The sequence below is a fragment of the Methanolapillus africanus genome, from assembly GCF_032714475.1.
In the GTDB taxonomy this organism is placed as follows: Archaea; Halobacteriota; Methanosarcinia; order Methanosarcinales; family Methanosarcinaceae; genus Methanolapillus; species Methanolapillus africanus.
The window spans coordinates 77663-90310 of record NZ_JAWDKD010000018.1 but is presented as its reverse complement, the minus strand read 5'-3'; the positions used below and the strand labels follow the sequence as shown (position 1 = coordinate 90310).

Genomic DNA, 12648 nt, shown 5'->3' with positions numbered 1-12648 from the left:
TGACAAAGAAATGCCATTCAATTATTTAAATTCATAGAGTCGTTTGTCGGGTTATTTGGGTCAATTGGGTCATTTAGGTCATGATTAAGATTATTGAGTCGTTTCATTCGATTGGAGATTTATTTAAATAATATAAATGACCAAATAAAATATATTCAATTTAATTTATAAAATTGAATTGAAGAGCAGCAAAACGAAGAAACAGAGGACAGACAGAGGAAACGGAGGAAGAAGAAATGGAGAACGAGAAAGCAAACAACATAAAGGAAATCGCACAAGGCCTTTACCGCTTAAAAGTCACGTTTAATGTCACCGAAAGCATTGAGCGGTTCGTTTATTTATACATCATCACCGGCCGGCAAACCCATTTGATTGATACCGGCACGTCCGGCGCGGACAAACAAATTGCTGAATTTTTAACCGCCAGCGGGAAAAGCATTTTTGACGTCCGGAATATTCTGATCACTCATTCCCATCCGGATCACATCGGCAGCCTGCGCAAAATCAAAGATGTTTCCGGAAGCTTAGTTTATGCGTCCGAACCGGAAAAATTATGGATTGAAGACATTGACACGCAATTCGAGGAGCGTCCGATTCCGAATTTTTACAAACTTTTGAACGAATCCACTGAAATCGACGTCATCGTCAAAGACAAAGATGTTCTGCCACTTGAAAAAGAAGTCAATATTCAAGTTTTAGATACGAAAGGACATTCTAAGGGACACGTGTCTTATTATTGGACGGAACAAAAAATGTTGTTTACCGGCGATTCGATTCCGGTCGAAGGACAAATTCCGATTTACGTCAGTGTGAAAGATTCGATCGAATCTCTCAAAAAGATGCTGGAATTGGAAAATGTCGACTACTTTTTGTCGGCTTGGGACGATGTTTATGATTCGGAAACCGGAAAGAAACACATTCAGAAAGCCATTGACAATCTGACGGAACTGGATACAACCGTCAAAACGATCACGGATAATTATCTTGTAGACCGGAAATTGGATGAAAGCAAAGCGGAAGAATCAATGGATGAATTTGAGCGGCAGATGCTGACGGATTACGAACTCAACGAAATCTTTGAACGTGTTTGTGAGGCTTTAAAAATGGAAAATATGCTTGATAATCCGCTGTTCCGAAATTCCATTTATTCGAATATTAAGGATTACTTGTAAGAATAAAACAATTAAAAAATGAAACAACCAACTCAATTTTTTTATCTTTCAAGCAAACCATCCCGAAAATTCGAACGCGTATCGCGTTCGAATTTCTCGGAATCCGATAAAAGGAAATGGGATACAGCAACAGTAGATGTAGTTGGAACAGCACCAGTCAGTGCAGATTGGAATCGGAAAGACCTGTATTGTTGGAAACGGAAGGTGCAGATCGGTATTAGGAAAAACCTGTATTGTTAGAACCTGCAGATGCAAACTAAAATCTAAAAACAGTCACCCGTCGGTGCAATCTGCAATCTAAATATAGTCACCTGTAGGTGCAATCTGAAATCTAAAAGCAGTCACCAGCAGGTACAAACTAAATTTAAAAAATAGTGATCAATAGGTGCAATCTGTACCTACAAATCAATGCATCTTACTGATGGAAATCCGCAAAATACAGACGCAAAGCGTCTGATTTTGCGGGTTGGTTTGCACGACAAATATGAATAAATGAAACCAAACCTTTTTGCGACCAAAGGGAGCCGTTTGCGAAGCAAACTTGCAGAAACAGACTCTCACCGCCTTTGAAAAATTCCGAGCGAAGCGACGGAATTTTTGCGTCAGAATTTGCGGGTTGGTTTGCTCGATAATTTAATTGAAACAAATCAATCTATTTTAAACAAATCGAAAACGGTTATCTGCCGCTTTTTCTTCCGCGGTTCACCGGTGAGTTTTTTCCTTTTGAGTTAACAACCGTCCTCGGTTTTTTGGATGAATTTCCTTTCTTGGTCGGTTGTTGGGGTTTTTTCCGATCCGGCGCCGCTCTCGTATATTCACCGCGCCCATCTTTTTTCGACTCGATTTCTTCCGGCTCGGCTATATCCGATTCAATCAACTCAATACCGAGTTCTTCCGACAATTTAATCATTTTCGGCGGCAGCTGTTCCCAGCGCCAAAAACCGTGATCAGTATACTCTTTGGAAACGCCGTTTTTAGCGGCCCAGCCGGCTAAGTAATCTTCCCAAACGCTGGCCAGTTCCGGATGAATTTCCGACATTCGAGCGTATTCCGCTTGGAACGCCGCAGGGCACATCCAGCAGCCGATTCTTTCCAAACCGTTGTCATACAGCGGGTTGTATGGCAGTTTTCTCCAGTTGATGTAAAGCCAAACTTCAATTGCGCGCCAGTCCCGGATCGGGAAAACGTTCAGCTGGCCTTCAACGTTCGGATTGGTATCCATCGCCGGAATTCTGGCGCGCATGAACGATTCATGTTTGCGCTTGCCGTCCAGGGAAATATGGTCTTGACCGCCGCCGAGTTTGTTGCCGGAATTGAGCTTGCAGACTTTGCAGCACCAGCGGGAATCTTTGGTGGGGTGGTCCAGCTTTTTGAGGGTCTTCCAAAAATCGTCGCCGGCGTCAAACTCTTTGAACGGAATGCTGCGCTCGGCGCAGAAGTTTCTGGCAAATTCAATTGTTTCCGGATAATCAATGCCGGTGTTGAAGAAAACAGCTGTGAAAGGAGTTGGCTTGCTTTTGTTTTGAAGCGCCTGGGTCGCCAAATCCAAAACGACAAGGCTGTCTTTGCCGCCGCTGAAGGAAACATAAACCGGCTTTCCTTTTTGCTCACATGCGTTGCAAACGCCTTTAATCGTGTTGAGAGCGTTTTTTCCGAGACTTTTGACATATTCCTTGTTCGCCGCGACAATTTCATCCATGCCGGGCTTTTTGGACGACAGAACGAGCGGAGAATCGGCGCCGATATTTTTGACTTTCAGGATTTGCCGTTCTTTGAGTTCGGCGTTGCTGAGCGTCGACTTCGCCTCGCCGCCATCTTTTTGGAGCCGGAAAACGTCGCTGCCGGCAACGTGTGAAACGCCGTAACCGATCAAATTTCCGCTTCGGAGAAGAACGGTTTCGCCGGCGGAAATGCCGGCCGGGAACTTTTCAATCATATCGATGGAGATGTTTTTTCCATTGAGGTGCGATTTCGCCTTTTGAATGTCAACGATTCGGCCCGCCGCCGCAAAAATGTACGGCTCGGCAAAGAAGAGCCGGGCGCCGTCGGGAGCGAGTTCGAAAACGAAATCCAGCTTTTTCAAATCGAACCGGAGAACGCCGATAAGGAGCCCGTCGGCGATAATTTCAAGCGTTTGGTCGTCGCCCGGGATTTTGTTCAACAAAAAGACGCGGCCTTCCAACGGATTGCATGAAAAGAGCCGAAGCATGTGTTTTTCAACCAATTCGACGTCGTAGCCTTGCGCAAACCGGACGTCGGCCGGCTGCGACAATTTGATTTCGCGCCCGAGTTTTTGGCAGATGCCGCATCTGTCGCCGATGAGCGGCAAATTGCAGTGCGTGCACCAGTAAATAGAATCATTTTCATAAAAAACACGGTTATTGCCTTTGTTGTTATCATTTCGATTATTATTTTGATTATTGTTATTTCTATTGTTATTATTTCTGTTGTTGCCGGTTTTTTGATTTGTATCCAAATGATCGCTGCTTTCTTTGGCATTATAGCCGCCGCTTTTCGGCTTTTTTTGACCGCCCGCATTTTCGGCTTTGAACTTTGAGGATAAAACGGATTGAGATCCGATAGTTTGTTTTGTCATGCGCCTTTTTTACATGGTGCGGGTATAAAAAGCCTCCTTTCAAACGTTCTCTTTTTTGTTTTTTATTTTTGAACCATTTTATTTTCAAAATGAAATATAAATCATATTAAATAGATTTCAATCATCCATAGAGAACAAATTCAATCAAAGTCAGATCAAAAATCAGATCAAAAATCAGGATTGACAAATATGGAAAACAACGAACAAATCCCAACCCCAAAAAAGAACGAACCGCAGAAAATCGAAGTCGTTCTCGAATTATCCAAAGAAGAAGACTGTAAACAGTTTTACGCGATCGGCGCAATCGGCGTCAACAACATTTACGACTTCCGGATCAGCTTCTACAACGACGAACCGGAATTGGCGCAAGGCAGCGGCATTCGCAAGATTCACCGGAAAATCGGCACGGAAATCATCTTGTCCCCGATTGCAGCAATGGAATTGTCCCGCTGGCTGGACCAAAACGTGAAGGATTACGAACGCAAGTTCGGCCCGATCTTTAAAAACCAAAAACCGGAAGAGGGCGACCAGCCGAAAAGCAAGATTTTAGAAGGGTATGCTTAATCATTTCGTCCTTCTTTTTTTCTTTTTTCATTTTTTTCTTTCATTTCTTTTTTCATTTTTTGAGCGCCTGCATGCGCGCGCGTTATGGCGACACATTTTGTTCGAATTTTAAAAATCGGCAGGCGTTTTTCAACGATATCATGCAAACCATCCCGTAACATCAACCGAAAAATTTCTCGCTTCGCTCAGAATTTTTCAAGGGCGGTGGGAGTCTGTTTCTAAAAGTTCGCTACGCGAACGGCTCCCTTCGGTCGCAAGTGTATCCGGCAAGTTAGTGACGTCAAGCAAACCATCCCGTAAAATCAAACGCGATAGCGTTTGTATTTTACGGATACCACTCAGCAGATATAATCAGAACTGCAAACAGTAGGTGCAACTCAGTTCTGTAAACAGTAAGGTACAACTCAGAAATAGTTAACAATAGGTGCAATCTGTACAGCAAACAGGTGCTAACTAAATGTAAAAGTATGTACCAACTCATTTGTCACTGCATCTCACTTTCAGAGCAATCCGCCAAGTTCAGTCCACCTCACGCCTTCGGCGCTCGGCGTTCTGAACTTGCGGACTAACATTGGGAACTGATACTGCAAACAGTTACCACACACAGTTACCACACAAAACAGCAAGAAGTTTCGGAAAGAAAAGCACAAATTAAAAAACACAAATTAATATAGAACAAAAAATATAATTTCACCCATGACTGAAAACAAACAAACTCAACTCAAAAAACTCACGCCGGAAGAAGAGCGCGTCATCATCTATAAAGGAACTGAAATGCCGTTTACCGGAAAATATCTGAACAACAAGATGCCGGGGACGTATATTTGTAAACGGTGCGGCGCCGAATTGTACAAATCGGAAGACAAATTTGAATCCGGATGCGGATGGCCGAGTTTTGATGATGAAATTCCGGGCGCGGTGAAGCGGATTCCGGATCCGGACGGATACCGGATAGAAATCGTATGCAACAACTGCGGGGCACATTTAGGACACGTTTTTGAAGGCGAACGGCTGACGGAAAAAGATGTGCGGCACTGTGTGAACTCTGTTTCTTTGGAATTCGTTCCGAAACAATAATCTGACCTAATTTTGGTCCGCAATTCGTTCCATAATTTAGTCCAATAATTCTTTCATAATTTATTCCAACAATTTATTCTAAAAATGACAATTCTCAGACATTTTTTTGAAAAACAACCCAATCAATTTAAATAAAAGTAAATTTTTAGTTCGTGAAAGATAATGAAAAAATATGATATAAAAACCTTGAAATAAAGGTCAATTTTACATTTCTTATATTTATTTGACATTAATTTTATCAACAATTGATTAAATTCATCTAAAAACAAAGAGAGGGAACATTATGTGTATTGCAATACCCGGAAAAATTTCAAAGATTACCGGCGAAAGCCGGGCCGAAGTTGATTTTGGCGGCGTTTTTCGAGAAGTCAGTTTGGACTTGCTCGGCGGCGCGTCCGAAGTCAATGTCGGTGACCACGTTTTGGTTCACGTCGGCTACGCGATTTCCGTGATTACGGAAGAGGAAGCCCGGCTCACTCTGGAATCATTTGACTTGATTCTGGCCGCCCAGGACGAATCTTTATAATCCTTATAAATGGCAACGAATCGCGATCAAACCACGACAAATAACAACATGTTACGATCGTAACAAAATTACAACATAACGACTGAGGTGGATTTTATTTCAAAAACCGATCCTTTTTTGGAAAATCCGATTGAAATCCAAAAAAAACTGATTGACAATATTTCTAAAAACCCGATGCCGGCTCGAATTATGCACATCTGCGGCACTCATGAGCGCACCATCGCCAAATTCGGAATCCGAAGCCTTTTGCCGCCGGAAATCGAAGTGCTCAGCGGACCCGGCTGTCCCGTTTGCGTGACGCCGGACAACGATATCGATACGGCAATCATTCTCGCGAAAAAAGGGCTGACAGTTGTCACTTTCGGAGATATGCTCCGCGTTCCGGGAACTGAGGAAAGTTTGTTTGACGCGCGCGCCGAAGGCGCCGACGTCCGCATGGTTTATTCCATCGACGACGCCATTAAAATCGCCGCCGACAATCCGGACAAAAAAATCGTGTTTTTGGCCATCGGCTTTGAAACCACTATTCCAACCACCGCCGCCGCCGTTTTGCGCGGCCTGCCGTCCAACTTTTACATTTTTACATCCCTCAAATTAACGCCGCCGGCAATTGATCTGCTCATCCAGGACATCAACGTCGACGCATTCATTGCGCCGGGACACGTTGCCGTGATCACCGGAACCGAACCGTTTACCAATTTTGAAAAACTCGGTTATCCGGTCGTTGTCGCCGGTTTTGAATCTTATGACATTCTGCTGGCGATTGCGCTTCTTGAAAAGCAGATGAAGGCCGGAGAAGCGAAAATTGAAAACGCCTATCCGCGCGCCGTGAAGCCCGAAGGCAACAAAATCGCGCTCAAGATGATGGACGATGTTTTCGACGTCTCCGATTCCGAATGGCGCGGCCTGGGAATTATCCCGAATTCCGGTTTTGTTCTGAAAGAAAAATATGCGAACCACAACGCCGCCGTTCAATTTTTTGACCTTTACAAAGACGAAATCAGCCGCCTGGCAGAAGTCCGGCAAAAGAAAAAGAAGCACTGCATCTGCGCAACGATTCTGACCGGAAAAGCCAACCCGTCCAATTGTCCGATGTTCGGCAAAAAATGCACGCCGACAACGCCGGTCGGACCGTGTATGGTCAGCGACGAAGGCATGTGCCACAGCTGGTACAAATATTGCCGGGACTGAACCTGAACAGTCACAACCGATCGAAATCTGAAACGGACAGAGCAGAATCAACAGACGGAGATTAATTTTATGCATGAATATTCACTGGCAATGGACTTGATGGAAAGTGTTCTCACCGTTGCAAACGACAACGATGCCGTTGTCGTCAATAAAATTGTCGTCAAAGTCGGAAAATTGGCGCACGTCAATCCAATCCAATTGGAATTTTGTCTGCAATCAATTGCAGAAGGAACAATCGCTGAAAAAGCGGCTTATGTTTTTGTGCCGATCGCACCAGATTTAAAATGCACGTGCGGCTTTTCAGGCCAACCGGCCGAACTCGACAAAAACGAGAGCGATATCTTAGATTATTTGATTTCCCTCAAATGCCCGAATTGCGGCAAAGACGCAGAAATCATTGGCGGCCGGGATTTAGTTGTGGATTCCATCGATATTGACTGAAGAATGTCCGGTCAGGCCAAATTCAAGGAAATATTTTGAAACAAAATGTATTTTTTAAAATGCATGTTTTAAAATATTACAGAACGTGTTTCAAAAATATTTTAAAGCATTTTAAGAATATTTCAAAATGTTTTCTAAAAATGGTTTTTTAAGAACATATATTTATTTTCAACAATTGTTTTTAAAAAATCTATACGTTGCAAACATCAACAAATTTGAATCTTATAAATTTTTTAAAACATATATCTTAAAAATCAACTTTATATTAATTATTTCCAAATAACGATTTCAAAATATTTAAACTATAAAATAGATTATCAGAAGCTCTACAGGTGACAAAAATGTGGATGAAAATGCTCAATATATCTCATGTTGTGAACATGCAGCACGATGTTTTTAAGGAAAATAAGGAATTGGCGGCCAAGAACAAGAAAAAGCTCCAAGAAGCCGGCGTTTTTTCCGTCAATATTATGGGGGCGATCGGTTCCGGAAAAACAACATTGATTGAAGAAGCGATCAAAGCCTTGAAAGGAAAGTACAAAATCGCCGTGATTGCCGGCGACGTGATTGCCGACATGGACGCTTCCCGTTTTGTCCGTCTCGGCGTCACCACCATTCCGGCCAACACCGGCAAAGAATGCCACCTTGATGCGCATTTGGTGGAACATTCCCTTTCTGAAATCAACTTAAAGGATTACGATGTTTTATTTATTGAAAACGTCGGCAACCTCATTTGTCCGACCGACTTTGATTTGGGCGAAGACATGAAAATTGTAGTGGTCAGCGTCAGTGAAGGCGACGACATCATTTTAAAACACCCTGTTATTTTTAAAACGTCGGAATTGGCCGTCATCAATAAAATAGACATTGCCGAAGCGGTCGGCGTAGACCCGGCCACCATGGTCCGCGACATCAATTTCTTGAATCCGAAAATTCCGGTGCTGTTGACGTCTAAAAAAGATCCAAAAACGGTCGAACAGTGGGTGGATGTCATTGAGAAAGGCATTTTGAGCAAAAAGCAGGGAAAATAATCCGCGATCAATAAAAACAATAATTGCAGGATGATTATTTTGGCAAAAGAAAATAAAATATCAATGGAACACGGCGCCGGCGGCCAGCAAATGCAATCTCTCATCGGCAGCACGATTTTGAAAAACTTGACGTTGACATGTGCCGGAACGGTCGGTCTGGATGCTTTGGATGACGGCGCAAGCATCACGCTTCGGAAAGACGACTGCGGCGGATTTCAATCGGATAAAATCGAACTCGTCATGACGACCGACAGCCATGTTGTCAAACCGATTTTCTTCCCGGGCGGCGACATCGGCCGGGTTTCCGTTTGCGGCGCCATCAATGACTTATCCGTCATGGGCGCCAAACCGTTGGCGCTCAGCTGCGGTATGATTATTCCGGAAGGATTTGACATCACTGAACTGGATAAAATTGTCTGTTCCATGAATGCGGTTTTGGAAGAAGTCGGCGTTCCGATTATCACCGGCGACACGAAAACCGTTGAAGGAACGGCATTGGATTCTATTATGATTAATATTGCCGGCGTCGGCATCTGCGACGAGCCGGTCCGGGACTCCGGATTATCACCGGGAGACGTCATTATTGTCAGCGGCTACATTGCCGATCACGGCATGGCGCTTTTGACCAAACGGGAAGGATTTGAATTTAATTCGGATTTGGTGTCCGACGTCGCCCCTGTTTGGAAAATGGTTGAACCGGCGCTGTCCGTTCGGACAAAAGACGGCAAAAAGGCAATTTCAGCCATGAAAGACCCGACGCGCGGCGGCATTGCGGATTCCCTCAATGAAATGGCGCAAAAAAGCAAAGTCGGCGTCAAGATTGAAGAAGAAAAAATTCCGATTCGGGAAGCCGTTCAAACGTCCTGCGAAATGCTCGGCCTCGATCCGCTAGAAATCGCCAACGAAGGAAAAGTGGTCATGGGCGTTCATCCCGATTATGCGGAACAGGTTTTGAAAATCTTAAAGCAGCACCCATACGGCAAAGATGCGGCCATTATCGGCAAGGTCGACAACGAAAAACCCGGAAAAGTGATATTGGTGTCGGCTTTGGGCAGCACCCGGTATGTGGATGTGCCGACCGGAGACCCGATTCCGCGCGTTTGCTGAGGCGACGCGCGCGTTAGCAATCATTTTTGATGAAGCGGACAAAAAGGAAGAAATGTTTTATGACAAAAACAAACTCAGACTACATTTTTATTTACACCACATTTCCGACCAAAAAGTCCGCTAAAAAAATAACGAAAAAACTGATTCGAAAGAAGGAAATCGTTTGTGCGAACATCCGGAAACACACGGCGGTTTACACATACGGCGGCAAACTGTATGATGAAAAAGAATACGGCTGTATTTTTAAAACCCGCGGCGACAGATGGAAATCTGTTGAAGCATACGTTTTAAAGAAGCATCCGTATGAGACACCCGTTATAATGAAAATCAATATTGACGAGTCTAATGTTGGGTTTCAGAATTGGGTGGACGAAAACGTCAAGTAAAAACTTCCTGCCTGCTTATTTTGAAATAATCCAAACCATCATCAGATAAACCAAAACCGCAATCAAGAAAAATAAAAGCGCGTATTTGAAATTCTTTTTATCAAAACGGATCCCGCCGTTTCCGAATGCGATCGGGATCGGTCCGATCAAAATGACGCCGCCGGTTTTGATTTGAGATTGAGAGTCAAAATCTTCTGACGATGAATCGCCATCATTCGAATCAAATCGATCATTTTTGCGATATTCATCATATTCATGATCATTATGTTCATGATCATTATATTCATTATTTCCATCATAAAAATCATCATAAGACTGAGATGAATTTCTTTTTGAAAGAAAATAGAAAACGGCTGTTAAAACGATTGAACCGACGACGGACAAGATGACACTTGGCCAAAACAAAAATTGAACTTCGACCGCCATGATTTCCTCAGAATTGGAATGAAGAGAATGAAGAAGAAAATTTTATGAAAATAATTTTTTATGAAAATGATTTTTTAAAAAATATTTTTTAATATTTCCGCCAAAAAAACACGTACATGACAATCAAAACCAATATAAAAACAAGAATATTGGTGACAATGTCCGGCGTTGCGCCAAAGGTGATGTTTCCGATTTGGATGGGGGCGCCGTTTTGAACGACGTCTTCGCTGAGCCGCATGGTTAAGATAAAGCAAAAGACCAAGATCAACAGACCGATGATAAAGAAAATGCCGGCCCTTTTAATTAATTCATCGGAAAATCGCATAAAAATCACCATTGCTCAAAACACACAATCATTCACAATTATTCACAATCACTCACAAATATTCACAACACCCACATTAAGATTTTCATGTCTTAAAATGTTAAGCATTAGACCCGTCTCGTTTTATATAAACATATGGTTCTTGATATTTAAAAGCCATTTATGATGATTCCAACATCCTCGTAACAGTCTATTTTTATTTGAGAAAAAGGTTATTAATATCAAAGCCTTTTCTCAATGATTATGTCAGAAAACGATTTAGCCAACAATGTGGCTCTCGAACATTCCAACAAAGAACATTCTTCGGAAAAATTAACCATTGAAAACGAAGAGTTGTTGCTTAAAGTTAAAATTTTAACGGAAGAGTTGTCGGCTTCCAAAATTGAAAACGGCGAACTCAAAGCCAACGTCCTCAAAATGACGCAAATCGTCGAGGATCACCGCTGGGAGATACGCCGCCTTAAAAATCAAGTGGAAGAGCTGACAAAAACCCCCTTTTTCATTGCGACCGTCATGGAAATTTTTGACGACGCGGTCCTTATTAAACTGCACGGCAACAACCAGGAAATTTTAACACACAAGTCGCCTGATTTCAACGGAGATTTGGAACCCGGCATGCGTGTGGCCGTCAACGGTGCTGCTTACGTCATTATGACCACAATCAGCCAGTCGACCGACGTTCGCGCCCAAGTCATGGAATTGATTCAGTCGCCCAACGTTTCTTACGACATGGTCGGCGGCCTCTCAGATGTGATTTTAGAAGTGATTGAAACCGTCGAGCTGCCGCTCACCCACCCCGAACTGTTTGAACAGATCGGCATTGAGCCGCCGTCGGGCGTTCTCTTGTACGGCAGTCCCGGTACCGGAAAAACCCTGATTGCAAAAGCAGTGGCCACGCAAGCCAATGCAACATTTATCCGGATGTCCGGCTCCGATTTGGTTCAAAAATTCGTTGGTGAAGGCGCCCGTCTTGTGAAAGATATTTTTGCGATGGCCAGATCCAAAGCGCCCGCCATTCTTTTCATCGACGAAATCGACGCTGTCGGCGGTACCCGAACTTTTGACGGCACAAGCGGTTCGGCCGAAGTCAACCGGACGATGCTTCAGCTGCTGGCTGAAATGGACGGATTCGACGGACGCGGCGATGTGAAAATTATGGCCGCCACCAACAGAAAAGATTTGTTGGACCCGGCTCTCCTGCGCCCGGGCCGTTTCGACCGCGCCATTGAAGTGCCGATGCCGGACGAAAAAGCCCGCAACGAGATTCTCCAAATCCACACCCGGAAGATGAATCTTGCACCGGACGTCGATTTGGAAAAACTGGCGAAAAACACAGTCGGATTTTCCGGCGCCGATTTGAACGCCGTTTCCCGCGAAGCCGGTATTTTTGTGCTCCGCCGCCGCGGAAACGTGATCCAAATGCAAGACCTTTTGGACGCCGTGAAAAAAGTGAAACGGGATGAGGAAACAAATAAAAACACTGTCCCCAACAACATGTTTATGTAAAAGAAAAATTCCTGCGCTTCGCTTCGGAATTTTCAAGGGCGGTGGAACTCTGTTTCCATGAGTTCGCTTCGCGAACGGCTCCCATCGGTCGCGGAAAGTTTGGTTTTGCTTGTTCCGAATGTCAAGCAAACCATCCCGTAACATCAACCGAAAAATTCCTCGCTTCGCTCAGAATTTTTCAAGGGCGGTGGGAGTCTGTTTCTAAAAGTTCGCTACGCGAACGGCTCCCTTCGGTCGCAAGTATGTCCGGCAAGTTAATAGTGTCAAGCAAACCACCCCTTAAAATCAAACGCGATAGCG

The 12648-nt window shown here is 43.9% G+C and carries 13 protein-coding genes; 10 read left to right on the top strand and 3 right to left on the bottom strand.

Annotation, left to right across the window (positions count from 1 at the left end):
- The first annotated feature begins 236 nt into the window (after positions 1–236).
- A complete protein-coding gene (locus MsAg5_RS04950) occupies positions 237–1172 on the top strand; it encodes an MBL fold metallo-hydrolase (protein WP_338099517.1) in 936 nt (311 codons plus the stop codon).
- Between the two features lie 676 nt (positions 1173–1848).
- Here the strand turns inward: MsAg5_RS04950 and MsAg5_RS04945 are convergent.
- On the bottom strand, positions 1849–3768 hold the full coding sequence (locus MsAg5_RS04945) for a phosphoadenosine phosphosulfate reductase domain-containing protein (protein ID WP_338099516.1): 1920 nt from the start codon (positions 3766–3768) through the stop codon (positions 1849–1851).
- Between the two features lie 189 nt (positions 3769–3957).
- Between MsAg5_RS04945 and MsAg5_RS04940 the strand changes: the two genes are divergently transcribed.
- The 8 genes from MsAg5_RS04940 (at position 3958) to cutA (ending at position 10091) form a co-directional block, all read left to right on the top strand.
- A complete protein-coding gene (locus MsAg5_RS04940) occupies positions 3958–4332 on the top strand; it encodes a DUF3467 domain-containing protein (protein WP_338099515.1) in 375 nt (124 codons plus the stop codon).
- Between the two features lie 696 nt (positions 4333–5028).
- The gene (locus tag MsAg5_RS04935; RefSeq protein WP_338099514.1) at positions 5029–5409 is read left to right on the top strand and encodes a methionine-R-sulfoxide reductase; all 381 of its coding nucleotides are present in this window, start codon (positions 5029–5031) and stop codon (positions 5407–5409) included.
- A gap of 283 nt (positions 5410–5692) precedes the next feature.
- Positions 5693–5935 (top strand): HypC/HybG/HupF family hydrogenase formation chaperone, encoded by a 243-nt coding sequence (locus MsAg5_RS04930; RefSeq protein WP_338099513.1) that lies wholly within the window; start codon positions 5693–5695, stop codon positions 5933–5935.
- Between the two features lie 87 nt (positions 5936–6022).
- A complete protein-coding gene (gene hypD / locus MsAg5_RS04925; RefSeq protein ID WP_338099512.1) occupies positions 6023–7126 on the top strand; it encodes a hydrogenase formation protein HypD in 1104 nt (367 codons plus the stop codon).
- Between the two features lie 69 nt (positions 7127–7195).
- On the top strand, positions 7196–7567 hold the full coding sequence (locus MsAg5_RS04920; RefSeq protein ID WP_338099511.1) for a hydrogenase/urease maturation nickel metallochaperone HypA: 372 nt from the start codon (positions 7196–7198) through the stop codon (positions 7565–7567).
- 347 nt (positions 7568–7914) lie between these two features.
- Positions 7915–8598 carry a hydrogenase nickel incorporation protein HypB gene (gene hypB / locus MsAg5_RS04915; RefSeq protein WP_338099510.1) on the top strand — a complete coding sequence of 228 codons (684 nt, stop codon included), beginning with the start codon at positions 7915–7917 and terminating at the stop codon, positions 8596–8598.
- A 39-nt stretch (positions 8599–8637) separates the two neighbouring features.
- Positions 8638–9705 carry a hydrogenase expression/formation protein HypE gene (gene hypE / locus MsAg5_RS04910; RefSeq protein WP_338099509.1) on the top strand — a complete coding sequence of 356 codons (1068 nt, stop codon included), beginning with the start codon at positions 8638–8640 and terminating at the stop codon, positions 9703–9705.
- Positions 9706–9764: 59 nt separating this feature from the next.
- Positions 9765–10091, top strand: coding sequence for a divalent cation tolerance protein CutA (cutA, locus tag MsAg5_RS04905; RefSeq protein ID WP_338099508.1), 327 nt, complete (start codon positions 9765–9767; stop codon positions 10089–10091).
- A gap of 15 nt (positions 10092–10106) precedes the next feature.
- Here the strand turns inward: cutA and MsAg5_RS04900 are convergent, their stop codons facing one another.
- Positions 10107–10517 (bottom strand): TIGR00304 family membrane protein, encoded by a 411-nt coding sequence (locus tag MsAg5_RS04900; protein WP_338099507.1) that lies wholly within the window; start codon positions 10515–10517, stop codon positions 10107–10109.
- 88 nt (positions 10518–10605) lie between these two features.
- Entirely contained in the window at positions 10606–10842 is a 237-nt protein-coding gene (locus tag MsAg5_RS04895) for a hypothetical protein (protein ID WP_338099506.1), read from the bottom strand.
- A 243-nt stretch (positions 10843–11085) separates the two neighbouring features.
- Here MsAg5_RS04895 and MsAg5_RS04890 point away from each other — a divergent pair, with 243 nt between their 5' ends.
- A complete protein-coding gene (locus MsAg5_RS04890) occupies positions 11086–12348 on the top strand; it encodes a proteasome-activating nucleotidase (RefSeq protein ID WP_338099505.1) in 1263 nt (420 codons plus the stop codon).
- Positions 12349–12648 lie beyond the last annotated feature (300 nt).

Bases quoted from the DNA above. Each gene is read 5' to 3' on its own strand.
- MsAg5_RS04950 (WP_338099517.1), top strand. From the start codon at position 237: ATGGAGAACGAGAAAGCAAACAACATAAAGGAAATCGCACAAGGCCTT.
- MsAg5_RS04945 (WP_338099516.1), bottom strand. From the start codon at position 3,768: ATGACAAAACAAACTATCGGATCTCAATCCGTTTTATCCTCAAAGTTC.
- MsAg5_RS04940 (WP_338099515.1), top strand. From the start codon at position 3,958: ATGGAAAACAACGAACAAATCCCAACCCCAAAAAAGAACGAACCGCAG.
- MsAg5_RS04935 (WP_338099514.1), top strand. From the start codon at position 5,029: ATGACTGAAAACAAACAAACTCAACTCAAAAAACTCACGCCGGAAGAA.
- MsAg5_RS04930 (WP_338099513.1), top strand. From the start codon at position 5,693: ATGTGTATTGCAATACCCGGAAAAATTTCAAAGATTACCGGCGAAAGC.
- MsAg5_RS04920 (WP_338099511.1), top strand. From the start codon at position 7,196: ATGCATGAATATTCACTGGCAATGGACTTGATGGAAAGTGTTCTCACC.
- hypB (WP_338099510.1), top strand. From the start codon at position 7,915: ATGAAAATGCTCAATATATCTCATGTTGTGAACATGCAGCACGATGTT.
- cutA (WP_338099508.1), top strand. From the start codon at position 9,765: ATGACAAAAACAAACTCAGACTACATTTTTATTTACACCACATTTCCG.
- MsAg5_RS04900 (WP_338099507.1), bottom strand. From the start codon at position 10,517: ATGGCGGTCGAAGTTCAATTTTTGTTTTGGCCAAGTGTCATCTTGTCC.
- MsAg5_RS04895 (WP_338099506.1), bottom strand. From the start codon at position 10,842: ATGCGATTTTCCGATGAATTAATTAAAAGGGCCGGCATTTTCTTTATC.
- MsAg5_RS04890 (WP_338099505.1), top strand. From the start codon at position 11,086: ATGTCAGAAAACGATTTAGCCAACAATGTGGCTCTCGAACATTCCAAC.